Below are 26,509 nucleotides of genomic sequence, written 5' to 3'. Positions count from 1 at the left end.
GCTCGAACGGAGCGGAATCAGATCGGGGAACACGGGGTCGACGGGCGCAAGGCGCCGGCGCCGGCCGCGTCAGCCCGGTGGGTTGTTGAAGCGGGCACTGCGCGCCTCGGCGATGGAGCGCAAGGCGTCGGCAGCGTCCGCTTCGTCGGCATTGACGATCCACGGCGCTTTGCGGGGCAGCACGGTCTGGTTCAACCACTGCTCGAGCGCGTCGGGCGGCAGCGCCTTGCTGAACAGGAAGCCCTGCATGACGCCACAGCCGAGCCGGTGCAGCACCTCCATCTGTCGCATGTTCTCCACCCCTTCGGCAATCACGCGCAGCCCGAGTGAGCGGGCCAGCGCGATGATGGCCGTCACGACGGCCGAGCTCTGCGGCGTCATGCCAAGGTCGCGCACGAAGGAGCGGTCGATCTTGAGTTCGCTGATGGGCAGCGTGGTCAGGTAGGCGAGCGACGAATAGCCGGTGCCGAAGTCATCGATGGAGATCTCGACGCCGATCTCGTTGAGCCGGTGCAATGAGGGAATGACGTTCTGCAGGTCCTTCATCAGACCCGTCTCGGTGATCTCGAGCTCGATGGCGCGGTGCGGCACGTCGTAGGCGGTGACGGCCTGGTGGATGTGCTCGACCAGGTCGGTGCGCTCGAAGAGCCGGTTCGGCAGGTTGACTGCGATGGAGTCGGAGAAGCCGAAGTTGTCCTGCCAGATGCGGGCCTGGCGGGCCGCCTCACGGATGGCCCACTCGCTCAGGGGCACGATGAGGCCGGTTTCCTCGGCGAGCGGAATGAAGTCGCCTGGCGGCACCAGCGTGCTGCCGCGCTGCCATCGCATCAGCGCCTCCACGCCCACCATGCGGGCGCCGCGCACATCGATCTTGGGCTGGTAGTGCAGCACCATCTCGTTGCGCTCGATGGCCTTGTGCAGCGCGCTTTCGAGCTCCAGCTTCTCGCGGCCCTTGCCAGCGAGCGCCGGGCGGTACAGCAACGCGGCGTTGCGACCCTGGGCCTTGACCGAGTACATCGCCACGTCGGAGTTGCGCATCAGGTCGGCGACGGTCGTGCCATCGCGCGGGAACATGGCGATGCCCACGCTGGCCGTGACGAAGCACTCCTGGCCGCCCACGAAGATGGGCTCGCGCATCACCTCGAGAATGCGGTCGGCCACCCGCTCGGCATCGCTCTCGTCGGCCACCTCGGGCAGCAGGGCCACGAACTCGTCGCCGCCGAGCCGTCCGACGGCTTCGAGGGTGCGGTGCGAGCGCGAGCCCATCGCCTCGATGGAGCTTTCCATGACCTGGTCGGAGTGCCGCACGCACGACCGCAGTCGGCGCGACACTTCCATGAGGAGCTCGTCCCCGGCGCCATGGCCCAGGGTGTCGTTGATGATCTTGAAGCGATCCAGGTCGATCAGGAGCAGCGCGACCGGATGGTCCAGGCGACGCGCGTGCTCCAACGCGCGCTCGGCACGCCAGATCAACTGGCGGCGGTTCGGCAGGCCGGTGAGCGCATCGAAGTTGGCCAGATGCCTGATCTTGTCTTCGGCCAGACGGCGGTCGGTGACGTCCTGGACGATGCCGGTGTAGCCGGACATCACGCCGTGCTCGTTGAACTCCGGTTCGGCTTCGACGTGCAGGATGCGCTGCTGCCGACCGTCGGGCAGGGCCACCGGGATGTCGGTCGCCAGGACCGAGCTGTGGCGCAGCACCTCGTGCACGACCATCATGAAACCGTCGCGGTCGTCCGGCGGAATCATGCGCAGCACCTCACGCATGGTCGGCGCGTCGTTGGCGCTCAGCCCGAACACGCGCAGGCCCTCGACCGAGAACACCGGGCTGCCCTGCCCCTTGCGCCAGTCGAAGCTGCCCATGCGGGCCAGGTCCTGGGCGCGGGCCAGCTTGGACTTGCTGCGCTCGAGCTCCTGGCGGGTGCGGGACGAGCGCAGCAGGTAGCGCAGGCGTCCGGCCAGCAGGCTCCACTGGGTGGACTTGACGAAGAAGTCGGTGGCACCGGCCTCGTAGGCCCGGGTGATGGAGGCGTCGTCGTCCAGGCCGGTGAGCATCAGCACCGGAAGCGATTCGAAACCGGGCAGGTGGCGCAGCTCCCGACAGGTCTCGAAGCCGTCGAGTCCCGGCATCAGCGCATCGAGCACGACGACGTCGGGCAGCCAGTCGGCCAGCAGCTGGATGGCGCGTTCGCCGCTCGTCGCCTCGGTAATCGAAAACCCGCGCTCACGCAGCGCGATGGCCGTCAGCAGGAGGTTGACTTCGTCGTCATCGACGAGGAGCACCCGAGGTTGAACCAGCGGATCGTCGTCCACCAACGCGGCGCTCGAGGTCATGTCAGGCATCGAGCATGCGCTTCAAGGCCACGCGCACGATCTCGACCTCCGCTTGCAATTGGGCCACGCGTTCGCTCATGCCGTCGGACTGTCCCTGGCGAGCCATGGTTTCGAGTTCGGAACACATTTTCGACAGCTTAACGGCTCCCATGCTGGCCGAGGAGGATTTTAAAGTGTGGGCTACGTGGCGAATGCCCGGCAATTCGCCGGCCTGCAGGGCTTCGTCGAGCTGCGGCATCAGCCGGGTCACCGAGGTCTCGAAGGCAGACACGACACGTTCCATCAGGCGGTTCTCGCCCGTGGGGTCGAGTTCGCGCAGCCGACCGAGGGCCTGGGCGTCCAGAACGCTGCCCTCACCGGCCGGCACGGCCGCCGACGAAGGGGCCGGCGCCGGAGCTGAAGCCGGGCCGGAGCTGCCGGAGCTGCCGGCGCTGCCGGCGTCCTCGGCGGCCGAGGGGCGAAGGTGTTGGGTCAGCATGGCGTGCAATTGACTTTGTCGAAACGGTTTGGACAGATAACCATCGAATCCCTGGCCGAGGAATCGCTGTTCGTCGCCTTCGAGCGCGTTGGCGGTGACGGCGATGACCGGCGTGCTCGTCGGCGTGATGAAGTGGAAGCGCCGGGTCTTGCCCTGGCGGAACCAGCTCAATGCCTCCACTCCATCCATCCCCGGCATCTGAATGTCCATCAGCACGAGGTCGAAACGGGTTTCGCACAAGGCCCGAAGGCCGGCCAGTCCGCTGGCACACAACTGCACCCGGCAACCGAGGGCCCGCAGCATCTGTCCGATCACCTCCTGATTGACGCTGTTGTCCTCGATCACAAGGATGTGGGCGTTCAGCCGCGCCGTCAACCGGGGGCCCTGCGCCCGACCGGCCGATACGGCGTGCAACGCCTGTCGCAATTCAGCCTTTCGCACCGGTTTGGCGATGAACCGATCGTAGCCGACGTCGTACGCGGTGCGCACATCGTCCGGCGAGGAGGACAGCAGCACCAGCCTCAAGTCGGCATGGCGGCCGCCAGCGCGCAGGGCCCGGGCGAAGGCCAGCCCGTCGACATGCGGCATGTGCATGTCGACCAGCGCCACGTCGAAGCCGGTGTCGCCGGGCGACGTGGCGTCGAGCCGGCGCAGGCCCTCCCGGCCATCCTGCGCAGTGACGACCTGGAGGCCCCAGCTGCGCAGCATGTCGTCGAGCACCTCGCGATTGGTCTCCAGGTCGTCGACCACGAGCACCTTGAGCCGGGGCAGCGGCACCAGTTCGGCCGGCTGGCTCGGTGCCTCGCCGGCAAGGCTGCCGAGCGGGATCCAGAAGGTGAACTCCGAGCCCTGCCCCGGTCGGCTCCGCACCTCGATCTGGCCACCCATGAGTTCGACGAGCTGCTTGCTGATGGTCAGGCCGAGGCCCGTGCCGCCATACCGGCGCGCCATGCCCATGCTGCCCTGCGTAAAGGCGCTGAACAGGCGCGGCAACACCTCCGGGTCGATACCGATGCCGGTGTCGCGCACGACGAATTCGAGGGCGTCATCGGGGCCACCCGGGCGGCGCCGCACGTCCACGGACACCTCGCCCTGCTCGGTGAACTTGATGGCATTGGCCACCAGGTTCGTGAGCACCTGGCGCAGACGCAGCGGGTCGCCGGTGAAGCGCTCCGGCAGGCCCGCGGCTTCACGGAAGCCCAGTTCGAGCTTCTTCTCATGCGCCCGGGGCGCCAGCAGCTCGAGGATGTCCTCCACGACGGCCCGCAGCACGAAGTCGACCCGGGCCACTTCCACCCCGCCTGCCTCGATGCGGGAGAAATCCAGGATGTCGTTGATGATCTCCAGGAGCGACTCGCCCGAGCGGTACACCGCCTGCACGAAGCGGCGCTGCTTGTCGGACAGCGTCGTGCCGAGCAGCAGCTCCGTCATGCCGAGAATCCCGTTCATGGGCGTGCGAATCTCGTGGCTCATGTTGGCCATGAACTGGCTCTTGGCCTGGCTGGCCGATTCGGCCGCGTCGCGGGCGGCCTGCAGTTCCATCTGGCGACGGCGTTCGTCCGTCACGTCGGACACCAGCCCGTAGACCCTGACTTCGCCATCGGGCATGCGGCGCGACCGGGTGCGGGTGCGCAGCCACCGCTCGCCCTTGACCGGGTGCATCGCCCGGTAGCTCACGTCAGTCGGTTCCAGTCGTTCCTCGGCGGCCATCCGCTGGCGCACCAGCACGCGGTCGTCCGGGTGCGTCGTCATGGCCTGCATGAAGTCGAGCCGGCGGTTGACGAGGCCTTCGCGCGTCGCACCCCATCCGTCGTTGCGCACGCTGGAGAGGAAGTGGAACTGGTCCCGCGCCGGGTTGGTGACGAACAGGACGTCATCCATCGATTCGGCGAACTCCCGGAACCGGCGATCGGACTCCTGCAGGTCGCGCTCGGCGGCGCGCTGTGCGGTGACGTCGCGCACGAGGGCAATCAGCCAGCGCGGGCTACCGTCCTTCCGACGCAACGCGACGTGCCGCATGTTGATGACGCGCCGCCCCGACCCGTCCGCCAGCTCGATGTCCGCCTCGACGGTGACCGGTTCGGCGAGCGCGCGCTGGATCGCTGCGGCGTCATGCCCGGCTGCGCCTTCGCCGAAGGCCGTGGCGAGCGTGCGCCCGAGGAGATCGTTCCCGGCCAGGCCGAGTTCGGTCTCGGCGTGCGGATTGAGGTGGACGATGCGCAGCGACGGGAGGTCGAACACGAGCAGTCCGACGGGCATCTGCTCCATCAACGCCGTCAGGAACTGCCGTTCGTTGGGAGTGCGGGCCGGGCGCTCCACCAGCATGCCGAGCGTCAGGCCGACCGTCTCGAGGGCGTCGAGGAAACCCGGGGTGCCAGCGGCCCAGGGCACCGCTTCGAGCCGGACCACCGCCTCGACCCGGTGCTGTCCGCAGACGGGCACCCACACCGTGTGGCCGTCGCCCGCGGCTTCCACGAGCGGACGCTGCGCCAGCGCCGCGACACCCAGCAGGGATTCGGGGGCGACCTGCATGGATTCGCCGGCCGGACCGATGAACGGCCCGCCGAGCGCTTCGTCGGCCGCGTCGAACCGACGGAACACGCCGCCGGCTGCGGCGGGCAATTGCCGCACCAGGATGGCCAGCGCGTCGTCCAGGGGATCACCCCCTGGCGCGAGCTGCCGCCCCAGCCGCGACAACTCGTGCAGCAGGGCAAGCCAATTGGCGGCGACACCCTCGGGCGGACGGGACAGCGGTTCGGGCATCGAGGGCTTCGGACGGGAGGAGCGGGCCGGGATCGGCCGGCGGAAACAGCGTCCCGCAGGACGCGCGTTCTTCGTACTGTATTCGGTGTGCGAGTCGAAAACTTGAGCGGCATTCCCCGGGCGTGCACTGAACCGCCCCGACTCCGCCCAAGAGAGGGCGTGGTCATCCTGCAACGCTTCCTTACAATGGTCTCGATGATCCGAGTCCTGCTGCCCCTAGCGGTCCTGCGCCGGCGTGTCCTGCACGCCGCGGGTGCCGTGGCAGGCGCGTGCATGCCGGGCCTCGCTGTTGCACAGGCGACGATCGCTCCCGGCAGCGCGGCCACGACGGCGGCCTCCGTCGTGGCGGGGCTTGCCCTGGTGGTGGCCTTGGCGCTTCTGGCAGCCGCCCTGCGCGCCCAGCGGCGCAACCGTGCCCAGGCGGCCGCCCTGCGGGCCACGCGGGCCGAGGTCCAGGCACTGGGCCGGCTGATGGACAGCTGGCAGTGGCGCACCGACACCGAGCATCGGCTCACCCTCTGGCGGGCGCCGACGACGGCACCGGATGCGCCGTTCAATCCGCCCCTCGGCACGCCCTTCCTGCAGTGCTTCGACACCCAGGACCCCGCCCTCCCCGCCGTGAAGGCGGCCCTCGAGCAGCACGCCGACATCCAGGAAGTCCGCATCGCCATGGGCGAGGGCAAAGTGCCTTTCCTGCTGCGCGCGCAGGCCCTCCAGGACGACGACGGACGATTCGCCGGTTACCTGGGCAGCGCCCGGCCCATCCGCGAGCGGGCCGTGGGCCTGCTCACCGACGTTCTCGCCGCCATGCCGACCCCGGCCTTCCGCTTGACCGCCCCGCAACGCGGCGAACCGGCCCGCCTGGTAGCGCACAACACGGCGGGCGCCGCCTGGCTGCCGGAGGGCGTGGGCCCGGCGCCGGCCTGGTCCGCGGTGCTCGAAGGTGCGCCGGCACCGGTCAAGCCGCTGATCGAAAAGGCGCTCGCCGAGCCGGCGCCGCTGGCGGCCGAAGGCGCCGAGGGTTGGGCCCTGCGCACCCATCGCCTCCCCTGCGCACCGGTTGGATCGGCCGACGACGAACTGCTGGTGATCCTGCACCGGCAGGCGCAGGCGGCCCCCGTGCCCTCTCCCGTCGGCACCAATGGGGCCGGGGACGACGCTGAATCGTTCAGCTACACCGTGTCGCACGACCTGCGAGCCCCCATCCGCGTGGTGGAGGGCTTCACCAAGATCGTCAAGGAAGACTACGGTCACGCCCTGGACCGCGTCTGCAACGACCACCTCGACCGCGTTCTGGCCGCGGCGGCCCGAATGAACAGCATGATCGACGCCTTGCTCGCGCTGTCGCAGCTGTCGTCGCGTCCGCTGTCGCGCCAGCCGGTCAACCTGTCGCTGCTGGCGGGCTACATCATCGACGACCTGCGCCGGCAGTCGCCGGAGCGCCATGTCACCGTGCACATCGAGCCCGACCTCGTCGTCAACGGCGATGCCACGCTGATGCGGGTGGTCCTGGAGAACCTGCTGGGCAACGCCTGGAAGTACACGGGAAAGAGCAGCGCGCCGGAGATCTGGATGGAGCGCAGCGAGCACGAAGGCCGGCCCGCCATCACGGTGCGCGACAACGGCGCCGGCTTCGACATGCGCTTCGCGGACCGGTTGTTCGGCGTGTTCCAGCGGCTGCACAGCGCCAACGACTTCCAGGGCACCGGCATCGGCCTCGCCTCGGTTCGACGCATCGTCCGCCGCCACGGCGGTGACATCTGGGCCGAGGCCGCCGTGGACCGCGGGGCGCGCTTCCAGTTCTGGGTCTGAGGCGCCCGGCCGGCGTGCGCCCCGACCCGGTCAGCGGCTGAGCAGTTCGACCGCGTCGAGCAGGCGCTCGGCCTCGGTGTGCAGCGTCCGGCCTTCTGCCAGCGCCAGGCGTTGCAGCCGCTCGAGGGCGACGCCGCGCGACAGCGAATAGCGGTGCATCAGCACGCCGACGGCCATCGGCACCACCTGAGTCAGCACCTCGCCCGCCGGCTCGAGCCGAGGCGGGGCTGCCACCGGCGGCACGGCCGGTGCGCCACGCCGTGCGATGTCGGCGAAGGCGGCATCCACGGCAGGGACGATCTGGCCGACATCGAGCGGTTTCACCAGGTAGTTCACCGCCCCCAGCGACTTCACCTGCCGCACGGTGGCCTCGTCGGTGAAGGCCGACAGGAACATGAACGGCATCTGGCAGTAGTCGCGCAAGTAGGCGGCCACGTCGAAGCCGCTCTTGCCTTCCATGCGGATGTCGAGGAGCGCGAGGTCGGGACGGTGCTCGCGGGCGAGCAGGATGGCATCGTCGCCGTTGTCGGCGTCGATGATTTCGTAGCCGGCCTGTGCCAGGCCGTGGGTGAGGGTCGCCAGCACCAGACGGTCGTCATCGACGACGAGGATTTTTCCTTTGGGGCTCACGGCAGCGCTCATGGCAAGGCTCTCGGCCAGGAAAGGGTGGATGGCAACGTCGTCATTGTGTCCGAACGGCTTGCGCCCAGGCGTCTAAAGTGTGAGCGACTGGTACGGGTGGCGCCGGCGACTGCTCAAACCGGCGCAAGCCTCATCACGCCCGGGGGGAGGAGCGCGACCGTCGCGACCACCCGATTGTCCCGCGGCTCGATGCGCCAGCTGGCGCTGCGTCGCGGCAATAGTGCACGGATCAGCCCCAGTCCCGACACCCCGCCGGGGTAGCGCGACAGGCTGAAGCCCTCCGGCAGCGTGCCGCGGTTGGCCACCTCGATCTCGACCCCGGCGTCCTGGCAGGACAACCGGCACTGCACCGGCAAGGGGGTACCCCCGTCGTCCTCGGGCGTGCTGTGCTTGATGGCGTTGGTGAGGAGCTCGTTCAGGCACAGTGCGATCGGAATCGACTCGGCCTCGGGAAGCCCCCACACGTCCGGCTCGGCGCCGTCGACGGTCAGCTCGATGACACGGCCGAAGGTGCGCTGCACCGACCCCGTGATGGCCTCGAGCACGCTGCGCAAACGCAGTGGACCGGCCATCCCGACCTGCAGACCGTACACCTGGGCGATCGCCTGCACCTGGCCCACCACCTCGGACATCGCATCGGCCATCTCCGGCTTGCGGGCCCCGATCTGCTGCAGCAGCCCGGCCACGCCCTGCAGGTTGTTCTTGATGCGGTGATGCACTTCCTTGACGAGCATCTCGCGCTGCGCGATGGCCGCCTCGAGGCGCGCCTCCTGGGCGGCCCGCTGCTCGGTGACGTCGGTCGCGACCAGCAGCAGCTGGTCCGGCGTCTCGCCGGGCGTGGCCAGCGGCAGGTAGCGGGCATCCCACAGCCGCACCTCGCCCATCGTGGTCACCCGGTACTCGCGCTGAGTGACGTGCATTGACACCAGCGCCTCGCGCATGTCGGCCTCACGGACCGATGCCACCTCGGGCGGGAAGATCTCGCCGGGGGTTCGCCCCACCATCTGGCCTGGAACCAGTTCCGCGCATCGGGCGGCCACCTCGTTGACTTCGAGGATGCGCAGGCTGCGGGCATCGAAGAGCGTGATGGCGAGCGGCGCCGTCTCGATGATGCGCTGCAGCGAGGACTGGGCTTGGGCCGTGCGCGCCTCCGCCTGACGACGGCGCTCGATGTCCAGCAGCGCATAGGTGAGCTGTCGGCCGCTCGACTCGCGGCCGGTCACCACGGCGTTGCCGACCACCCAGAACTCGCGCCCGTCCCGGGCCTTGAGCCGGCACTCGAAGGTCTCGGCCTGACCCTCCACCAGTTCGTGGAGGTACTGGTTGCGGCGGAACGGGTGATCGGGCTCCGCCGAGGCGACGGTGCTGATCGGCTGGTTGACGAAATCGGCGAGGTCGCCGCCGAACATGCGGCGCGCAGAGCGGTTCATCCACTCGATGCCGGTCGGGCCCACGGTGACGATGCCCACCAGCACGGAGTCGAGGATGGCGCGCGTGCGTTCGGCCTGCAAGGCCACGGCCTGCTGGGCGCGATGGCGGTCATCGACGTTGACATACGAGGCGATGAAGCCGCCGGACGGGTCGCCGTCGACGACCAGCCGCTGGCTCGCCTGCACCCAGACGAGCGTGCCGTCGCGCCGGCGCAGCGGGTGCTCGCCGCTCCAGCGGCCGTCGTCGGCAAGGGCCTGCTGCGACATGGCGCGCAGCCTGCGGAACTCATGGAGGTTGGCGAAGAGTTCTTCCAGCGGGGCGAGGCCGAGTTGGGCCGGCTCATGGCCGGTCAATCGGCTGAGGGCCTCGTTCGCCCTCAGGATGCGGTCACCGCGGACGAAGGCGATGCCCACCTCCGACACGCTGAACATCAGCTCGCGGTCGCGTGCCAGCGCCTCGAGTTCGATCTGCTGGGCCTTCAGGCGTGTGATGTCGTTGAGCGCCGCCACCAGCTCGGGTGCGGCATCGCTGCCGCCGACCCGGCGCACCGTCAGGCCGCACCATTGCCCGGGGCGGCCCGGCAGATCGACGGGCAGCTCGCACTCGAAGGCACCGCGCTCGGCCACCCCTCGCTCGATGTCGGCGACCAGCAGCGCGGCGCCTTCCTGGCGGGCAAAGAGGTTCTGCAAGCCGGTGCCGATGGCCTCGCCTGCACCGAGGCCGAGCAGCGACTCGAAGCGGCGGTTGCAGCGCACGAGCATGTTGCCGCGCAGGTAGGCGATGCCGACGGTGGCGCTTTCGAGGATCGTCGTCATCTCGCGCAGCAGCAGTTCGTTGCGCTGCTGGGAGGCGTGCTGGTCGGTGATGTCGAGCGTCACGACCGACAGCGTCTGCTTGCCCGACGCCAGCCGGGCCGGCTCCACGCGAGTCAGCAGCCAGCGCTGGCCGAGCTCGGCATGGCGGATGGCGTAGCGCACCTCGGCGCGCTCGGCGCTGCGCAGCGCCTGCTGCAGCCGCTCGTACTCCGGCAGCGACTCCGGCAGCACGACCTCGCGCCGGATGGACTGCAGTGCCGCCGAGGCGGGCCCTTCGCGCACCGCAGTGGTCGCGCCGAAGGTACTGCCATGCTGGACCCAGCCGCCGGCTTCATCGAACGTGGCGAGGCCCACACCCGCGGTGTCCATCAAGGCGCCGATCTGTACCTGGGCCAGGTCGCGTGCCTCCTCGGCACTGCGGTCTTCCACGACAGCCATGTAGCGGCGCTGACCATTGCCGCTTTCGTAACAGCGAAGCACGGCCTGCAACCGCGCCACGCTGCCGTCCGGCTGCGACACCCAGGCCACCGACTCGACGGCGCCCGCCCCCGGACGCAGCACCTCGGCGGGCCGACCGTCCTGCCAGGCCAGCAGGCGCTGCACTTCGGGACTGGCGTCCGACATCATCACCGGCACCCGGCCCGCCAGGGCCTCGAATGCCGGGTTGGTGCGCACGACCAGGCCCTCGCCATCGAACAGCACCATCGCGACGGGGCTCAGGTCGAACCAGTCATCCAGCTCCCGCAACGAGCGGTCGGCTCGTTCACGGGCGACATGCTCTGCGGTGCAGTCCTGGAGCACGCTGACATGGCGGTGTTCGCCGCCGGCATCGACCAGGGTGCGGCGCACGGCGCGGAACCAGCGCTCACGGCCCGCCCCGTCGATGATGCGCCGCTCGATGAGGCGTTCGCCCGGTTGACCCTCGTCTGTGCGCTGGCGCTGGGTGCGCAGCGCCCGGTTGGCCTCACGGTCCTCCGGCGGCTGCAGGTCGAGCGGGTCCAGGCCCACCAGGCGATCCGCCGGCAAGCGGGTGAACGCCACGAAGGCCGGATTGACATGGGTGATCCGGTGATCGCCTCCCTGCACCAGCATGGGAAGGGGCGAATTCCAGAAGAGCCCTGCCAGCTCGGCCGGCGGCCCGGCGTTCGCCTCGGGTTCACGCTGCGCGCCGACCGCTGCCAGTCGAAGGGCCCAGCGCTCGCCCTCGAAGGGCACGAACGCCAGGTCGAACGAGCGCCCGTCCGGCAGCACGACTTGCGCCGGCAGCTCGGGACGCGGCGCGCGCAGACGCGGCACGCCGCGCGCCAGCGTCTGCAGCACCGCCTCGACGACGACATCGCCGAGCAGGGGCTGCAGCTCGGTCAGCGGCATGCCGGGACGGCAGTGGAGCAGACCGAGGGCCGCGATGTTGGCGTGGTGCACACGTCCGCTGCGGTCGACGACGACGATCGCGTCGGACACCACATCGAGGAACAGGCGCAACGCCTTCGGATCGGCCATGGGTCAGTGCGGGCTGGGATACGGGCAGCGCCGCTCGACGCACCGGGGGTCGCAAGCGGGGCGGCCGGCTGAGCGGCGCCGGTCGGGGCGCCGCGGGCTCACTCGATCTGCGAGGCGTTGGTGAGCGCGGTGAGCACCGCGCGGTTGATCTCGCTCACGCTCAGCATCAGCGCCTCGGCCGACGAGCGGAAGTCGAACAGCGATTCGTTCTCGACCGCCTGCACGACGTTGAAGTACGGCTGGTACGGGCCGGTGTTGTCGACCAGCGCCTGGTACACGCGCTCGGGCACCGGAATGGTCTTGAGCAGTTCGGAGAACGGCTGCTTGAACATCCGGTCGAGCAGCGAAAACACACCGCAGATGAACATCTCGTTGCGCATCTCCTCGTCACCGGAGGAGCGAACCAGTTCTTCCATCAACAGACCGCGGCGGACGGCCGCGAACATCACCGGCTTCATGTTGACGTCCTTGCCCGCCGTGGACAACAGCAGGGCCAGCCAGCGCTTGAGCCGTTGGTAGCCGAGCATCATGATGGCGTGGCGGAACGAACTGATCTCGACGCGCAGGCCGAAGGCCGGGGAGTTGATGTACCGCATCAGCTTGAACGCGAGTGACGGATCGCGCTTGAGCGAGGCCTCGAGCCGCTCGATCGGCTCCTGGGCGTCCACGCGCTGGATCAGCTCGACGATGACCTGCATGTCGGTCGTGGGCGGCTTGCCCTTGGCCTGGGACTCCGAGATGGCGTCATCGATCGGCCAGCCCAGCACCGCGGCGGCACCCCGGTTGAAGCTGCCTTCCATCTCGACCAGCGTACGCACGCCCGCCTGGACATAGCGGATGGAGCGCTCGACGTTGGCGGGCACCGCACCCGGGGCTTCATTGATGCGCCGGTCCTCGGCGAGGTCGACGATCGAGTAGGAGAAGCAGTGAAGCACTTCACGCGGAACCTCCTTCACCGGGCGGCCCTTGATGAGCAAAGTGGTACCGGCCTTGTGGAGGCTCTGCAGCGATTCGATGTTGGCCGGGTCCGAGGCCATGAAGGACGGCACCTCGATCATGAGGTTGGGCGACGGCGAAGCTTTCATCAGCTCGACCAGCAGGCCCTCGTTCAGCACGTTGAGCGACACGCGGCCGCCATCGGCGGGCCACACGCTGCCCACCGCGTGCAGCAGCTGGGCGACGTCGGGTGTGGCTTCGGGGCGCAGCGGGAAGACGGTCAGCCGGGTGGCCGTCACCGCGCGGCTCTTGTCGATGAATGGCGAGTAGCCCAGGGCCACCTGGCCCAGGATGTTGTTGTCGTTCACGCTGGCGCTCCCGGAATCGAGGAAAAGTGGTTCACGAAGGTGGAAGGCGACTCAACTGACGTAATTGAAAAGCGAAATCTTCTGGACCATCGCGTAACTCTTGAGCGCTGCATCGTAGCCGGTTTGCTTGTTCTGGAACTCTGAAATTGCCTTCACCATGTCAAGTCCTTCCGCTCCTGCGCGCTCCGTTTGGCTGGCCAGGCGGGAGTCGTCGAGGCGCCCTGTCACGCTCTCGATCCGGTTGAGCGTTTCACCGACCCGGCTGCGGGCGGCGGACAGCTGACCCATCGAGGCGTCGAGCGCCGTGATGTTGCTGGAGTTGGACTGTGCAATCTGACCGGCCGTGCGCATCGGCGTGGCCAGTTCGCCAATGGCCCGGTCGAGCACGTCGAACACGCTCTGGTCGGGCTGGGACGGGCGAAGCTCGAAGTTGTCGCCGGAGGCCGGGCTGCCGGTGATGTTGACCGACAGGCCGTCGATCTGCACGGCCTGGCCCGGCTTGAACGGCGCGTTGGTCACGGCGGTCGGATTGCCGTCCTGGAGGATGGAGTAGCTGGTGACGCCCGCGGTGACGGTGAACTGGATGCTGTAGGTGGAGCCGGTGACGAGCTGCGGGTTGGTGACGCGGCCGCTGTCCACCCACGCGGTGCCGGTGCTGGTGGCAGCCACCGCCTCGAACACGCCATTGCCGCTGCGCGCTCGCATCCAGGCCTGTTCGCCGTCGATGGTCAGGGGCAGCGATTCGCCGGACAGGGACTCGACGTCTCCGTTGGCACCGCGGTACTGCACGCCGCCGGCCGCATCGATGAAGGGTGGCGCGTCGCCGGCCTGGCCGGCGAAGAGGTAGGTGCCCGCGCCATCCGTGCGGTTCGACACGGCGAGCAGCTGCTTGCGCAGGCCGGCCAGTTCCTCGGACAGGCCGCGCCGCTCCGCATCGCTGTAGCTGGCGTTGCCTGCCTTGACGAGCGCATCGCGCGCCTGCTGCAGGATGTCGTTGGCATCGCCCAGGGCGCCTTCGGTCAGCGCCATGGCATTCTGGCTGGCGTCCACGGCGCGCTGGTTGGCGTCCACCCTCATCTCGGCGGCGAGCGCCCGTTCGGCCCGCGCCGCCGCGGCGGGATCATCGCTCGCACGGTTCACCCGCTTGGTTGTCGACAGCTGCTCCTGCACCGAGGACAGGTCGGCCTGTCGGCGGCTCAGCTGGTCGATGGAGAGGTCGTAGGCGTTGGCGGTACTGATGCGCATGGGGTCACCCGGGGGAAATCAGGAAGCTTCAGCGGCCGGCGGCCTGAAGCAAGGTGTCGAACAGCGTCTGGGCCACTTGAAGCACCTTGGCTGAGGCCTGGTAGGACTGCTGGAACTGGATCAGGCGCGCCGCCTCCTCGTCCAGGTTCACCCCGGCCTTGTTCACGCGGGCGGACTCGGCCGCCGCAGCGAACGAGCCGGAGATGGTCGACGACGAGTTGGCGCTCTGCACCCGCACGCCGATGTTGGAGATGGCGCTGGCATAGGCATCGGTGATCGTGCGACCGGGCACGAGCGTGCCGCCCAGGGTCTGCGCGCCGACGAAGGCCACCTTGTCGAGGTTGGCCAGCACGAGCGCGTTGCCGTTGTTGGCGCCCGTCGAGTCCGTCGGCTTGATGCTCAGGGTGTCGCCGTTGCGGGGCACGCCGTTGAGCTGCAGGGCGAAGCCGTTCAGGTTGATCGATGAACCGGCCGTCCAAGCGCCGGTGCCCGAACTCGTGACGGTGCCGCCTGCATCAACCAGCTGCCAGTTGTAGTTGCCGGTGTCGGAGCTGAAGCTGATGTTGGCGGTGAGCGTTCGGTCGAGGCTGCTGTCGACCATGCCGAGCGACGCGACGGTGGCCGTGCCGGTGTTGCCGGCACCGAAGCTGGCCGTCACGGGCGATGCCGCCGCGATGCCCTTGGGGTCGGTCAGCACCGTTCGCATGTCCTGGGCTGCACCGGTGACGGTCTGCAGCAGGAACCGGTCACCCGCTGCGGCGGTGCCGGCGTTCAGGCGGATCTGCAGGCCTTCGACGTCCACGCCGGCGGCCAGGTCGGCCGCGGAGAACGGGCTGCCGTCCACCGTGCGGCCATCGGACAGGCGCACGAGGGCATAGTCGCTGCCGTCGTAGCGCATCTCGTAGTCGCTCGCCTGCACGTGCGTGAAGTCGCTCACCGTCACGCCGATGCTCGCCGTGCCGGCGTTGCTGTCGGCCGGCAGCGTGCGCGGCGCGCCGACCGAGAACACGGGCGAGCCGAACGCGGAGGGCGTGCCCAGGTCCAGGCCCATCGCCTGCTGCTGGTTGATCGCGCCGCTGATGGACACGGCCATCTGGCCCAGCAAGTTGCGCGCGGCGGTGAGGTCCTCGTTCTGGAACTTCATCAGCCCCGCAATGGACCCGCCCGCGATGGCCGAGGCGGGGATCAGTCGATCGACGCCGCCTTCCTGCATGGCCAGCTGCAGCTTGGATGAATCGTACGGGTCGGGCGTGGCCTTCAGCGGGCTGACGTTGGCGCCCAGCACGAGCGACTGGCCGCCCCCGACGAAGAGGCCCACCGATCCGTCGCCGGCTTCGATGGTGGTGACGTTGATCTGCTGGCTGATCTCCGCGATCAGCCGGTCGCGCTGGTCCAGCATGTCGTTGGGGGAGTGCCCGGTGCCGTTCTGCGCGGAGATCTGCTTGTTCAGCGCGGCGACCTGCTGGGCCAGCGAGTTGACGGTGGCCACCGCCGTCTTCATGTCCTGGGCCACACCGCCCTGGATGGCGTTGAGCTGTTCGCCGGCCGCGAGAAAGCGCGCGGACAACTCCTGCGCACGGGTCAGCACGACCTGGCGGGCCGATGCGTCACGCGGGTTGTTCGCCACGTCGACGAAGCTGTTGAGCAATTGGCCGGCGGCATGCCCCAGGCCCTTCTCGCCCAGCGTGAACACGTTCTCGAGCTGCTTGAGCTGCCCGGCCCGGGTGGTGTCGAAGGCGGCGGTCGAGGCAGCGGCCGCGGCCTGGGTGGTGAGGAATCGATCGTACGACCGGGTGATGGTCTGGATGTTCACCCCGCGCCCGAAGAAGCCGGCCCCGGTGAACTGGCCGCCGGCCGTCTCGAGCTGCAACTCCTGGCGGGAGTAGCCCTTGGTGTTGGCATTGGCAATGTTGTTGCCGATGGTCTGCAGGTTCGCCATGTTGGCGAACATCGCGCGTGTTCCGAGCCCCAGCAAGGACGACATGTCGGCTCCCGTTTACGCGGTGGCACGCTGCAGGCGCAGCGTGGTGTTGATCATCCGCGTCAGCTTGTCGGCGTACTGCGGGTCGGTGGCGTAGCCGGCGCGCTGCAGGCCGCGGGCAAAGCCCTGCGCGCTGTCGGCGTTCTCGACCACCTGGGCATAGCGGGGGTTGTTCTTCATCATGCGGGCGTAGTCCTTGAACGACTCCTCGTAGCTGGCATAGGCCCGGAACTTGGCTGTCACCTTGCGAGCCTGGCCGCCGATCACCTCGGTCGTGGTGATCTCCGTGACCGCGCCCTTCCAGCCGGGACCGGCCTTGATGCCGAACACGTTGTGCGAACTGCTGCCGTCGCCGTTGCGGATCTCGCGCCGTCCCCAGCCCGATTCGTGCGCCGCCTGGGCCATCATGAAGGTGGCCGGGATTCCGGAGCTGGCCTCGGCGGCCTTGGCAGCGTCCTCATGGCGCTTGAGGAACTCGACCTGGCGCTCCCGGCCCTGCAGGGAGATGGGGCGCTCTGCGGCAGCCGGTGCGGCTGCGGCTGGGGTGGAGGACGGTGCCGCTTCGCGGGAGAACATGCGGCCGATGAACGAGCGCGGGGCCGGGTCGGGCTTGGCCGGATTCGCCGCGGCTTCGCTCGCGATGTTGGCCACCGGGTCACCGAGCTGGCGCTGCAGCTGGCGTTCGATCAGTTCGGCCAGGCCACCCGGGCGCCCGGTCATCTCCTTGGCGTACTGCTGGTCGAGCATCTCGGTGCCCATCTTCGTGCCGGCGTTGTCGAACATGCCGGGGGACATCGTCTCGTTCGCGTCCCGCATGCCCTTGAGCAGCTGCTGCATGAAGATCGACTCGAACTGCTTCGAGGCTTCCTTGATGGCGGCCCGCGGGTCGGCCGAGGCGCTGTTGCGCAGGCGCGAGATGCTGCCGATGTCGCCCGCGAGGGCGTTCGTCGTGTTGCCGGACGGAGAGATGGCCATGTCAGATCACCTCGATTTCAGCGTTCAGGGCACCGGCGCTCTTCATGGCTTGAAGGATGGCCAGCAGGTCCTGGGGCGTGGCGCCCAGCGCGCTCAGCGCCTTGACCACATCGGCGAGCTTGGTGCTGGCCGGCATCTGGATCAGTGCGCCGGGCTCCTGGCGAATGGTGATGTCGGCCTTCTCGCGCACGACCGTCTGGCCGCCCGACAGCGCGCCTGGCTGGCTGATGACCGGGGTCGAGTTGATCGTGACGGACAGGTTGCCGTGCGCCACGGCACAGGCGCTCAGCGACACGGCCTGGTTCATCACCACGGAGCCGGTGCGCGCGTTGATCACCACCTTGGCCGCCGGCGCGGCGAGTTCGATGGGCAGGTTCTCGACGTCAGCCAGGAAACCGATGCGGTCATCGGGTGCGGCGGGCATGCGAACGCGCACCGTGCGGCCACTGAGCGGCTGGGCGATGCCCTGCCCCATCTTGCGGTTGATGGCGCGGGCCACCTCGCGGGCGGTGTTGTAGTCGTTGGCGCTCAGGTCGAGCTGGAGGAATTCGCCGTCGTGCAGCGGCGTGGCCACGGCCCGTTCGACGGTGGCGCCTTCCGGGATGCGGCCTGCAGAGAGGTGGTTGATCTGGACCTTGGAGCCGCCGGCGGCGGCGCCCGCGCCACCGACCATCATGTTGCCCTGCGCGAGGGCGTAGATCTGGCCATCGGCACCCTTGAGCGGCGTGGCGATCAGCGTGCCACCGCGCAGCGACTTGGCATTGCCCATGGACGAGACGTTGACGTCGATGGTCTGGCCGGGCTGCGCGAAGGGCGGCAGCTGGGCGGTGACCATCACCGCAGCCACGTTCTTCACCTGCATGTTGGTGCCGGGCGGCACCGTCACGCCCATCTGCTGCAGCAGGGCCGTCAGGCTCTGGGCGGTGAAGGGCGTGGAGGTAGTCTGGTCACCGGTACCGTCAAGGCCCACGACGAGACCGTAGCCCACCAGCTGGTTGGCCCGCACGCCCTGCACGCTGGCGACTTCCTTGATGCGGGTCGCCTGCGCGTCGAAGGGCCACCACAGCGCGCCGCTGGCGATGATGGCAATGAGGCCGATGAGGCCCTGGACCAAGGTCTTGCGCAGATTGTCGGACGTCGTTTCCATGAGGTGCACCTTGGGGGCTGAACTCACCCCGTGCACCGATTCTGGAGAACTTTAGAACGGGAGAACGTTCAAAAAGAAGCGTCCGATCCAGCCAATTCCCTGCGCATCGGCCTGGGCGCCGCGCCCGCGGTGCTCCACCCGCACGTTGGCGATCTGGGCCGAGGCCACCGAATTGCCTGGCTGGATGGAACGGGGATCGACCTGGCCCGAGAACCTCAGCACGTCGACGTTCTGGTTCACGCCGATCTGCTTTTCACCGGCGATCAGCAGGTGGCCGTTGGGCAGCACCTCGGTCACCACCGCCGTGATGACACCCGAGAAGTCATTGCGGTTCTCGGTGCTGCCCTTGCCCTCGAAGCTGTTGGCCGAGCTGCCGGAGGCGCTGGCCCGCGTCAGCGACGTCGGCTTGAGGAACGGCAGGGCGGCAACGCCCGCCTCGACCGAACCGCTCTTGTCGATGGAGCTCGTGCTGCGTTGGCTCGCACTCACCTTCTCGACGATCTGGATGTTCAGCGTGTCGCCGACCAGGCGCGCGCGATGATCCTCGAACAGCGGGCGGTACTGGTTCGACTGGAAGATGGAGCCGTTGCTGGCCGGCTGCACCGGCACGGCCTGCGGCCGGGTGTCGGCGCCTTTGGCCACGGCCACCTCGGGCACGGGGTAAGGGGTGGCGCAGCCGGACAGGACGGCCAGGGCCGCGGCGGCGGCCAGAAGCGGGGTTTTCATCGTGGAAGCTACCGTGGAGCGGGTCGGATCAGAGCTGCGTGAGGCGCTGCAGCATCTGGTCGGAGGTCTGGATCGCCTTCGAGTTGAGCTCGTAGGCCCGCTGGGTCTGGATCATGCCGACCAGCTCTTCCACCACATTGACGTTGGAGGTCTCCACCGCGCCCTGCTGCAGCTGGCCGAAGCTCTCCTGGCCCGGGGTACCGGTGGTCGGGGCGCCGGAGGCGGCCGTCTCGGTGTAGAGGTTCTGGCCCTTGGGCTCGAGGCCGGCCGGATTGATGAAGTTCGTCAGTTGCAGCTGGCCCACCTGCTGAGGCGCCGCCTGCCCTGGCACCACCACGCTCACCACGCCGTCCTGGCCGACGGCGATGCTGGTCGCGTTGGCCGGGATGGTGATGCCGGGCTGCACGGGAAAGCCGTTGTTGGTGACCATCTGGCCCTGGGCGTTCACCTGGAAGGAGCCGTCCCGGGTGTAGCCGGTGGTGCCGTCGGGCATCTGGATCTCGAAGAAGCCGTTGCCGCGGATGGCGATGTCGAGCGAGCGTTCGGTGGTCTGCAGGTTGCCCTGCGAGAAGCTGCGTGAGGTGGCCACCGCGCGAGTGCCCAGGCCGACCTGCAGGCCGGTGGGCAGCGTGGTCTGCTCGGTGCTGTTCGCCCCGGTCTGGCGCAGGTTCTGGTACATCAGGTCCTCGAACACCGCATGCGACTTCTTGTAGCCGTTGGTCGCAGAGTTGGCGAGGTTGTGCGAGATGTGGTCCAGCTGGGTCTGCTGGGCCTCCATGCCGGTCTTGGCAATCCACAGGGAACGCATCATGGCGGGAACTCCTCGATCAACGCGGCGCGTTGGACAACAATTGGGATGCGGCGCGTTCGTCCGCCTCGGCGGTCTGCACCATCTTCATCTGGGCCTCGAACTGCCGGGCGGCGGCGATCATGGACACCATGGTCTCGACGGCACTCACGTTGGAGCCTTCGAGTGCCCCGTCCTGGACGCGGGCGTTCGGGTCGGCATCCAGGTCGCCATCGGCGCTGCGGAACAGGCCGTCCGTGCCGCGGTCCAGCTTGACTTCGGGCGTGACGAGCTTGAGCCGGCCCACGCCGGTGCTTCGGCCGGTGCGGTCCTTGGCGCTCACGGTGCCGTCGGCGCCGATGCTGATCTCGGTGTTGGGCGGCACCTGGATGGGGCCGCCGTCTCCGAGCACGGGCAGGCCGCTGCGGGTGACGAGCGTGCCGTCGGCGGTGACGTCGAGCGCCCCACCGCGGGTGTAGGCCTCGGTGCCGTCGAGCGCCTGCACCGACAGCCAGCTGTTGCCCTTGACCGCGACGTCGAGGTTGCGGCCGGTGCTGGTGATGGGGCCGGCCGTGTCGTCGTAGCCGGGCGTCGACTCCAGCGCATACACCCGGGTGCTTGCGCCGCTGCCCAGCACGGGTACCGCCCGGAAGGCCTGCAACTCGGCCCGGAAGCCGGGCGTGGACGCGTTCGCCAGGTTGTTGGCGAGCGTGTCCTGGCGCTGCATGCTGGCCTTCGCGCCGGACATCGACAGGTAGATCATGCGGTCCATGGACGGCTCCGGTCAGGGGGTCGGTGACGCGTTCGGCAGGCCGGCGGGATCAGCGCAGGTTGACCAGGGTCTGCAACACCTGGTCCTGCGTCTTGATGGTCTGCGAGTTGGCCTGGTAGTGGCGCTGGGCGGTGATCATGTTCACCAGCTCGGCCGTCAGGTCGACGTTCGACTCCTCCAGCGCGCCGGACTGCAGCACGCCGAGGTTGCCCTGGCCGGGCGTGCCGACGATGGGGTCACCCGACTCGAAGGTGCGCGACCAGTTGTTGCCGCCCAGCGGCTTGAGCCCCTGCGCGTTGCGGAAGGTGGCGAGTTCGACCTGGCCGGCCGGCTTCGACTGGCCGTTCGAGTAGGTGGCCATCACGATGCCGTTCTTCTCGATCGACAGGCCGGACAACTGGCCCGGTGCATAGCCGTCCTGGGCCATGTTCGTGACACCGAAGGTGGCGCCGTACTGCGTGGCGCCCGCCAGGTTCAGCTGGATGTTCGGGATGGCGAGTGTCTCGGCGCCCGAGGCGTTGATGGACGCCGGAATGTTGAGCGTGACGTTGCCGGCCGGCGCCGTGGGCGCGCCACCGTTGGGCGGGAAGCTCATGGTGGTCAACGGCTGCGGGTTGCCGCCGCCATCGACGTTCACAGGGGACCCGTTGGCGGTGACGTACACGTTCCAGGTGTCGGTGGACGCCTTCTGGAAGTAGTAGGTCAACGCGACGTCCTGGCCCTTGTCGTCGAACACCTGCACCGAGGTGGCGTTGTTGTAGGTCGCCGCGTCGTTGAAGTTGATCATCGGCGCGGTGGCTGGCAGGGTGGGACCCACGCGGGAATCGAGGTTCATCTCGATGTTCATTTCCGTCGTGGCGTTCGGGTTGATGCCGGCGGTCGGCAGCTGCAGCGGCACGGCCTGGCCCGGCTGAACGTTGCCCTGGCCGTCGGCCGGGTAGCCCAGCAGGCGCATGCCCGCGTTGGTCTGGATGAAGCCTTCCTTGTTGACCTGGAACTGCCCGTTGCGGGAGTACAGCGTCTGGCCGTCCGGGGCGCGCACCTCGAAGAAGCCCTGCCCGTTGATGGCCAGGTCGAGCGAGTTCGCCGTGGTGGTGATGTTGCCCTGCGTGAACTGCTGGGTCACCGCCGCGAGGTTGACGCCGATGCCGATGTTGCTTCCGCCGCCACCCGTCATGGCCGTCGCGTACATGTCGGAGAACTCGGCGCGCGAGGACTTGGCACCATAGGTGTTGGCGTTCGCGACGTTGTTGCCGATGACGTCGAGGTTCTTGCTCGACGCGTTCAGACCGGAGAGACCTTGCTGGAAGCTCATGGGATGTTCCTGGCTGGTGACGCGAAGCGCCGGGGAAAGCGGGTGAAAATCGGGTGACGATCAGGTGAAGGAGCGAACGGCGCCGTAGGCCACTTGTCCGCTGTTCTTCAGCTCGAGGGTCAGCTGGTTGCCGACGGTGCTGATGGCGCGCACGGTGTCGCGCACGAGGGCCGTGGGGGTGAGTGCGGCGCCATCGGCGGTGGCCGTCACGCGAAAGGAGGTGGCCCCGGCGGTGCTGGCGGGCTTCCAGTCGAAGTCGCCGATGCCGGCCGGCCGAGCACCGAGCTGGAAGGTCTCGATGACGGTGCCTGCGGCGTTGAGCACCTCGACCTGGACCTTGTCGGCCGCCGCGTTCAGTTCGAACGTGCCGCGACCGACGCCGTCCTTGACGGTGAGCGCGTTGCCCGGCACCACGACCTCGCGACCCACCAGTGCTGCACCCTGCAGCGCCTGCATCTGGGAGAACTGGCCGGACAGGCCCTGCACCGTGCCGTTGAGCTTCTCGATGCCGCTCACGGTGTTGATCTGGGCGATCTGGCTCGTCACCTGGGCGTTGTCCATCGGGCTGAGCGGATCCTGGTTCTGCATCTGCGCCACGAGCAGCTTGAGGAAGCGCTCGGCGCTGCCGGGATCGTTCGCCGCGGCGGTGGTGCTGGCGCCGTTCAGGTCGGCGAGCGTGGAAGAGTTGATGGAACCGACGGCGGCCATGGTGTGTCCTCGGGGTCAGGCGATCAGGGCGTCAGCCCTGGCCCATCTGCAGGGTCTTGAGCAACAGGCTCTTGGCCGTGTTCATGACTTCGATGTTGTTCTGGTACGAGCGCGAGGCGGAGATCATGTTGACCATCTCCTCCACCGGGTTCACGTTGCTGTAGGTGACGTAGCCCTCGGCGTCGGCCTGCGGGTGCTTGGGGTCGTGCACGCGGCGGCCGGGCGTCTGGTCTTCGGTGATGTTGCTCACCTTGACGCCCGTGCTCATGGCGTCGCCCATCTGGCCCATCAGTTCGGCCTGGAAGGTGACCTGGCGCGCCTTGTAGGCCGAGCCGTCGGGGCCGGCGACCGTGTCGGCGTTGGCGAGGTTGGAGGCGACGACGTTGAGGCGCTGCGACTGCGCGCTGATCGCGCTGCCGGTGACGTTGAAGACCTGGAACATGCTCATGGTCATTGACCCTTGATGGCGTCGGTCATGGTGCGCACGTTGCCGTTGATGAACCGCAGCGTGGCTTCATAGCGGACCGAGTTGTCGGCGAAATTGGCGCGCTCACGGTCCATGTCGACGGTGTTGCGGTCGAGGTTGGGTTGGCTGGCCACCGCGTACTCGAGGTTGGCCTCAGCGCGCGCCGTGCCGGCCGTGGTGGCGATGTGCCCCGGGCGAGTGGCGTTGAGGCCGGCCGAAGCCTGCTGGCCGGTGGCTTCGCGCAGCGCCTGGGCGAAGTTCATGTCGCGTGCCACGTAGCCTGGGGTGTCGGCGTTGGCGATGTTGCTGGCGATCAGGCGCTGGCGCTCCGAGCGCAGGCTGAGGGCCTGGCCGTGGAAGTCGAGCGTGGCAGTGAGTCGGTTCAGCATGGGGCTTCCCTGGCGGACACCCGGATCGGGCGATGGAATGGATTGTGGGCAGCGGCGGCGAAAACATAAGCGCGAATAGCAGCCCCTTTCCTGCCCTATTCGAAAGCCGCCCTCCCCTGCCGGCCCGTACAGTGCTCGGGTGAACTTCACCCTGTCATCCCTGCGCCTTCGGCTGGTCATCGCCCTCCGCTCCCTCGTCCGCGGCATCGGGCGGAGCCTGCGCGCGCTCGGCCTCGCGATCGGGTTCTCAGGCGTCCAGGCCGTCGTTGTCATGGCGCCGGCTCATGCGCAGTCGCCGGCCCTGGCCGATGCCCTGAGGGAAGAGGTTCTCGAGCTGGTGCGCACCCGCGTGGTGGGCCCGTCCACGCCGCGCGTGGAGGTCACCCTCGGCCAGCTCGACCCGCGGCTGCGCCTGGCGCCCTGCGAACGCGTGGAGCCCTACATACCGCAAGGCATCCGCCTGTGGGGCCGCGCCCGGGTAGGCTTGCGTTGCACCCAGGGCGCCACTCACTGGAACGTCTACCTGCCCGTGACCGTCGATGTCTTCGGGCCCGGCCTCGTGGCGGCCCGCCCGCTGCCCGCCGGCCATGTCATCGCTCAAGCCGACCTGCGGCCCGCCGAAATCAACCTGGGCGAGCACCGCAGCCCGGCCATCGGCGAGGCCGCCGTGGCGGTGGGCCGCACGCTGGCGCAGGCGCTGCCTGCGGGCGAGAGCCTGCGGCAGGCGGCCCTCAAGAGCCGGCAGTGGTTTGCGCCCGGCGACACCGTCAAGGTGCGCGCGCTGGGCGACGGCTTCGCCATCACCGGCAGCGGCCAGGCGCTCGCCGCCGGGATGGAAGGCCAGACCGTGCGAATCCGCACGGACAGCGGCAAAGTCGTCACCGGCCAACCGGTCGATGAGGGCGTGGTGGAGATCACATTGTGAAAACGAAACCGATCGCAACCGCAGCCGCAAATACCTCTAAAGTTGCCTTGGGACGGGTCGAAATACCGTTCATGTTGAAAGGACGGGGGCTTTGACACCCCTCCCAAGGAGCAAACCATGAAGATTGGCAACCCCACGGACAAAACTGTCGGCGCTCCGGCGCCGGTCGCCCCTGGTCGCACTGCAACCCCCGCCGGCGCCAAGCCGCAGACGGTCGCCGCGCCCGAAACCCCTGTCGAAGCGAGCAGCCAGGTCGCCCTGTCGTCCGCCGCGACACAACTGCTCTCGAGCACCGACGCCGTCTCCGGCGACTTCGATGCCGAGAAGGTGGCCCGCATTTCGCAAGCCATCGCTGAAGGCAAGTTCCAAGTGAACGCAGGTGCCATCGCCGACAAGCTGTTGGCCAACGCCCGCGAACTCCTCGGCAAGCCCCAGCACTGAACCGGGCGCTTGCGCGCCCTTGCCCCTCCAACGCTGTACCAGAGCCCGACATGCCGAACCCGGTGAATCGACCCGACCTCCTCCCGCCCCTCGGTGCGGGCCAGGAACTCGAGACCACGCTCGCGGCGGTCGAAACCCAGTTGAGTTCGCTGGGCGATTCCTTGCGTGCCAACGACATGGGGGCCGTCGATCACCACGCGTCCGAACTGCACCGCGCCCTGGCGCGTGCCGTCGACCACTTCACCCATGCGGCCCGATCCGGGCAGGTGCCCCCCGCCTTGCGCGACCGCCTCATGCGGGCGAGCGGACTCGTGGCGTCGCAGCGAGAGTCGCTGGCGCGTGCCACGGCCGCGCTCGACCGCGCCATCGACGTGCTCATGCCGCGCGCCTCACCGGCCGCGGTCTATGGCGCCAGTGGGCAAGCCGACCGTGCCGGCCGAGGCACCAACCTCCAGGCCTGAACACGTCTGGGCGGTCACCGCCCTGCCGCCTCCCTGCAACGCCCCTCGCCGAGGGGCGTTTGCCGTTGGCTTGGTGGAACCGGCTTCGCGCCCGTGACGCCGTCGACGCCCCCAGACACCGTGCGAAGCGGCAGCGCCATTCGCCTCGCGGGGATCGCGCCACCGCCCACCACGGCGACGCGATCATGAGACGGCGCGCGCTGCGCGGTGCTACGCTGCGCGCCGCGACGGGCTGAAGCCGCGGTGCAACCGCGCCGACTGCCTGCCCACCGTCATCACGCACACACATCGGAGCGCGCCATGGGTCCATTGCCTCCCCGAAGAACAGCCCGGGTCGGCGAGGAAGAACTCGAGTACGTCGTCGCTGGCCAGGCCCCCGCCCGGGTGGTCCTGATCGGCGGCGCCGGAGCACCCATCGAAGGCTGGCACAAGGTCTTCGACGCCATGACGGCGGTTGCCACCGTCCTGGCCTACAACCGCCCGGGGCTCGGTCGCAGCAGCGCGCCAGCCGCCGCGCAGGACGGGCTGCATCTGGTCGGTTCGCTCCGCGGCCTGCTTCAGGCCGCCGGCATGGCGCCGCCATGGGTGCTGGTGGCGCATTCGTTCGGCGGCCTGATCGCGAACCTGATGGCACGGCACCACCCCGACGAAGTGGCCGCCGTCGTGATGGTGGAGGCCACCGCTCCGGACGATCCTTCCGCAATGGCCCGCCACGAGAACGGACTGCAGCGGGGCCTGAAGGCGCTGCTCGACCGGGTGTCGCCCCAGCATCCACACGCAGAGGTGCGACACGTCGCCACCACCGTGGAGCAACTGCGGGCGGCACCCGACTTCCCTCCGCGGCCCCTCACCGTCATCACCGGCCAGTCCCCCGCACTGGCATGGGCCACGCCGGTCGAGGCGCGGCGCCTGCGTGCCTTGCACCAGCAGCGCCTGGCCACGCTGTCGCCGCTAGGCCGGCAGGTGCTGGCACATCGCAGCGGCCACTTTCCCCAGTTCAGCGAGCCGGCGTTGGTCGTCTCCGAAGTCCGTCGGGCCATCGACGCGGCTGCTGCCCGGCAGACCGGCTGAGCGCCAAGCAACCGGTGCGCG

21 protein-coding genes are annotated in these 26,509 nt (G+C 68.9%); 5 read left to right on the top strand and 16 right to left on the bottom strand.

Translation table 11 applies throughout. From position 1 onward, the window contains the following. Positions 1-69: 69 nt before the first annotated feature. Together ACSQ2F_RS04835 and ACSQ2F_RS04830 are read right to left on the bottom strand one after the other, a co-directional pair. The gene (locus tag ACSQ2F_RS04835) at positions 70-2,343 is read right to left on the bottom strand and encodes a putative bifunctional diguanylate cyclase/phosphodiesterase (RefSeq protein ID WP_436020336.1); all 2,274 of its coding nucleotides are present in this window, start codon (positions 2,341-2,343) and stop codon (positions 70-72) included. Further along, complete coding sequence (locus tag ACSQ2F_RS04830; protein ID WP_436020334.1) at positions 2,336-5,575, bottom strand: response regulator; 3,240 nt, start codon at positions 5,573-5,575, stop codon at positions 2,336-2,338. The genes ACSQ2F_RS04835 and ACSQ2F_RS04830 overlap by 8 nt, the downstream gene beginning before the upstream one ends. A 195-nt stretch (positions 5,576-5,770) precedes the next feature. Here ACSQ2F_RS04830 and ACSQ2F_RS04825 point away from each other — a divergent pair, with 195 nt between their 5' ends. Next, complete coding sequence (locus tag ACSQ2F_RS04825) at positions 5,771-7,387, top strand: sensor histidine kinase (RefSeq protein WP_436020332.1); 1,617 nt, start codon at positions 5,771-5,773, stop codon at positions 7,385-7,387. A 30-nt stretch (positions 7,388-7,417) separates the two neighbouring features. On the opposite strand, the gene ACSQ2F_RS04820 is transcribed toward ACSQ2F_RS04825, so the two are convergent. The 14 genes from ACSQ2F_RS04820 to flgB all read right to left on the bottom strand — a co-directional run bounded on the left by ACSQ2F_RS04820 (position 7,418) and on the right by flgB (position 23,590). Further along, positions 7,418-8,029: a response regulator gene (locus ACSQ2F_RS04820; protein ID WP_436020330.1), complete on the bottom strand. Its 612-nt coding sequence runs from the start codon at positions 8,027-8,029 to the stop codon at positions 7,418-7,420. A gap of 113 nt (positions 8,030-8,142) precedes the next feature. Next, positions 8,143-11,775, bottom strand: a complete 3,633-nt coding sequence (locus tag ACSQ2F_RS04815) for a PAS domain S-box protein (protein WP_436020328.1) — start codon at positions 11,773-11,775, stop codon at positions 8,143-8,145. Between the two features lie 98 nt (positions 11,776-11,873). Then, entirely contained in the window at positions 11,874-13,079 is a 1,206-nt protein-coding gene (locus tag ACSQ2F_RS04810; RefSeq protein WP_436020326.1) for an EAL and HDOD domain-containing protein, read from the bottom strand. Positions 13,080-13,130: 51 nt separating this feature from the next. Continuing rightward, positions 13,131-14,324 carry a flagellar hook-associated protein FlgL gene (gene flgL / locus ACSQ2F_RS04805; protein WP_436020324.1) on the bottom strand — a complete coding sequence of 398 codons (1,194 nt, stop codon included), beginning with the start codon at positions 14,322-14,324 and terminating at the stop codon, positions 13,131-13,133. Positions 14,325-14,352: 28 nt separating this feature from the next. Further along, entirely contained in the window at positions 14,353-16,308 is a 1,956-nt protein-coding gene (gene flgK / locus ACSQ2F_RS04800) for a flagellar hook-associated protein FlgK (RefSeq protein ID WP_436020322.1), read from the bottom strand. Between the two features lie 12 nt (positions 16,309-16,320). Then, entirely contained in the window at positions 16,321-17,280 is a 960-nt protein-coding gene (gene flgJ / locus ACSQ2F_RS04795) for a flagellar assembly peptidoglycan hydrolase FlgJ (RefSeq protein WP_436020320.1), read from the bottom strand. A gap of 1 nt (position 17,281) precedes the next feature. After that, positions 17,282-18,427, bottom strand: coding sequence for a flagellar basal body P-ring protein FlgI (locus tag ACSQ2F_RS04790; protein ID WP_436020318.1), 1,146 nt, complete (start codon positions 18,425-18,427; stop codon positions 17,282-17,284). 51 nt (positions 18,428-18,478) lie between these two features. Further along, on the bottom strand, positions 18,479-19,153 hold the full coding sequence (locus ACSQ2F_RS04785; protein WP_436020316.1) for a flagellar basal body L-ring protein FlgH: 675 nt from the start codon (positions 19,151-19,153) through the stop codon (positions 18,479-18,481). Positions 19,154-19,181: 28 nt separating this feature from the next. Then, entirely contained in the window at positions 19,182-19,964 is a 783-nt protein-coding gene (gene flgG, locus ACSQ2F_RS04780; protein ID WP_436020314.1) for a flagellar basal-body rod protein FlgG, read from the bottom strand. A gap of 16 nt (positions 19,965-19,980) precedes the next feature. Next, a complete protein-coding gene (flgF, locus tag ACSQ2F_RS04775; protein WP_436020312.1) occupies positions 19,981-20,712 on the bottom strand; it encodes a flagellar basal-body rod protein FlgF in 732 nt (243 codons plus the stop codon). Positions 20,713-20,761: 49 nt separating this feature from the next. Further along, complete coding sequence (gene flgE / locus ACSQ2F_RS04770; protein ID WP_436020310.1) at positions 20,762-22,027, bottom strand: flagellar hook protein FlgE; 1,266 nt, start codon at positions 22,025-22,027, stop codon at positions 20,762-20,764. 60 nt (positions 22,028-22,087) lie between these two features. Then, positions 22,088-22,735 carry a flagellar hook assembly protein FlgD gene (locus tag ACSQ2F_RS04765; protein ID WP_436020308.1) on the bottom strand — a complete coding sequence of 216 codons (648 nt, stop codon included), beginning with the start codon at positions 22,733-22,735 and terminating at the stop codon, positions 22,088-22,090. A gap of 31 nt (positions 22,736-22,766) precedes the next feature. Then, on the bottom strand, positions 22,767-23,183 hold the full coding sequence (gene flgC, locus ACSQ2F_RS04760) for a flagellar basal body rod protein FlgC (RefSeq protein WP_436020306.1): 417 nt from the start codon (positions 23,181-23,183) through the stop codon (positions 22,767-22,769). A 2-nt stretch (positions 23,184-23,185) separates the two neighbouring features. Continuing rightward, positions 23,186-23,590 carry a flagellar basal body rod protein FlgB gene (gene flgB, locus ACSQ2F_RS04755; RefSeq protein WP_436020304.1) on the bottom strand — a complete coding sequence of 135 codons (405 nt, stop codon included), beginning with the start codon at positions 23,588-23,590 and terminating at the stop codon, positions 23,186-23,188. Positions 23,591-23,729: 139 nt separating this feature from the next. On the opposite strand from flgB, the gene flgA reads away from it, so the two are divergent. The 4 genes from flgA to ACSQ2F_RS04735 all read left to right on the top strand — a co-directional run bounded on the left by flgA (position 23,730) and on the right by ACSQ2F_RS04735 (position 26,488). Continuing rightward, positions 23,730-24,515 (top strand): flagellar basal body P-ring formation chaperone FlgA, encoded by a 786-nt coding sequence (gene flgA / locus ACSQ2F_RS04750; protein ID WP_436020302.1) that lies wholly within the window; start codon positions 23,730-23,732, stop codon positions 24,513-24,515. A gap of 117 nt (positions 24,516-24,632) precedes the next feature. Then, positions 24,633-24,956 carry a flagellar biosynthesis anti-sigma factor FlgM gene (flgM, locus tag ACSQ2F_RS04745; protein WP_436020300.1) on the top strand — a complete coding sequence of 108 codons (324 nt, stop codon included), beginning with the start codon at positions 24,633-24,635 and terminating at the stop codon, positions 24,954-24,956. A gap of 50 nt (positions 24,957-25,006) precedes the next feature. After that, positions 25,007-25,417 (top strand): hypothetical protein, encoded by a 411-nt coding sequence (locus ACSQ2F_RS04740; protein WP_436020298.1) that lies wholly within the window; start codon positions 25,007-25,009, stop codon positions 25,415-25,417. A 300-nt stretch (positions 25,418-25,717) separates the two neighbouring features. Further along, entirely contained in the window at positions 25,718-26,488 is a 771-nt protein-coding gene (locus ACSQ2F_RS04735) for an alpha/beta fold hydrolase (protein ID WP_436020296.1), read from the top strand. The last annotated feature ends 21 nt before the right edge of the window (positions 26,489-26,509 follow it).

It is taken from the genome of Rhizobacter sp. LjRoot28, assembly GCF_964253025.1.
Lineage (GTDB): Bacteria > Pseudomonadota > Gammaproteobacteria > Burkholderiales > Burkholderiaceae_C > Rhizobacter.
The sequence above is the reverse complement of the archived record's forward strand: the minus strand, read 5'-3'. Positions and strand labels throughout refer to the sequence as shown.

Bases quoted from the DNA above. Each gene is read 5' to 3' on its own strand.
- ACSQ2F_RS04740 (WP_436020298.1), top strand. From the start codon at position 25,007: ATGCCGAACCCGGTGAATCGACCCGACCTCCTCCCGCCCCTCGGTGCG.
- flgM (WP_436020300.1), top strand. From the start codon at position 24,633: ATGAAGATTGGCAACCCCACGGACAAAACTGTCGGCGCTCCGGCGCCG.
- ACSQ2F_RS04735 (WP_436020296.1), top strand. From the start codon at position 25,718: ATGGGTCCATTGCCTCCCCGAAGAACAGCCCGGGTCGGCGAGGAAGAA.
- ACSQ2F_RS04765 (WP_436020308.1), bottom strand. From the start codon at position 22,735: ATGGCCGCCGTCGGTTCCATCAACTCTTCCACGCTCGCCGACCTGAAC.
- flgL (WP_436020324.1), bottom strand. From the start codon at position 14,324: ATGCGCATCAGTACCGCCAACGCCTACGACCTCTCCATCGACCAGCTG.
- flgK (WP_436020322.1), bottom strand. From the start codon at position 16,308: ATGTCGTCCTTGCTGGGGCTCGGAACACGCGCGATGTTCGCCAACATG.
- ACSQ2F_RS04825 (WP_436020332.1), top strand. From the start codon at position 5,771: ATGATCCGAGTCCTGCTGCCCCTAGCGGTCCTGCGCCGGCGTGTCCTG.
- ACSQ2F_RS04835 (WP_436020336.1), bottom strand. From the start codon at position 2,343: ATGCCTGACATGACCTCGAGCGCCGCGTTGGTGGACGACGATCCGCTG.
- flgJ (WP_436020320.1), bottom strand. From the start codon at position 17,280: ATGGCCATCTCTCCGTCCGGCAACACGACGAACGCCCTCGCGGGCGAC.
- flgF (WP_436020312.1), bottom strand. From the start codon at position 20,712: ATGGACCGCATGATCTACCTGTCGATGTCCGGCGCGAAGGCCAGCATG.
- ACSQ2F_RS04815 (WP_436020328.1), bottom strand. From the start codon at position 11,775: ATGGCCGATCCGAAGGCGTTGCGCCTGTTCCTCGATGTGGTGTCCGAC.
- ACSQ2F_RS04790 (WP_436020318.1), bottom strand. From the start codon at position 18,427: ATGGAAACGACGTCCGACAATCTGCGCAAGACCTTGGTCCAGGGCCTC.
- flgG (WP_436020314.1), bottom strand. From the start codon at position 19,964: ATGATGCGTTCCCTGTGGATTGCCAAGACCGGCATGGAGGCCCAGCAG.
- flgC (WP_436020306.1), bottom strand. From the start codon at position 23,183: ATGAGCATGTTCCAGGTCTTCAACGTCACCGGCAGCGCGATCAGCGCG.
- ACSQ2F_RS04820 (WP_436020330.1), bottom strand. From the start codon at position 8,029: ATGAGCGCTGCCGTGAGCCCCAAAGGAAAAATCCTCGTCGTCGATGAC.
- flgE (WP_436020310.1), bottom strand. From the start codon at position 22,027: ATGAGCTTCCAGCAAGGTCTCTCCGGTCTGAACGCGTCGAGCAAGAAC.
- ACSQ2F_RS04830 (WP_436020334.1), bottom strand. From the start codon at position 5,575: ATGCCCGAACCGCTGTCCCGTCCGCCCGAGGGTGTCGCCGCCAATTGG.
- ACSQ2F_RS04785 (WP_436020316.1), bottom strand. From the start codon at position 19,153: ATGAAAACCCCGCTTCTGGCCGCCGCCGCGGCCCTGGCCGTCCTGTCC.
- flgB (WP_436020304.1), bottom strand. From the start codon at position 23,590: ATGCTGAACCGACTCACTGCCACGCTCGACTTCCACGGCCAGGCCCTC.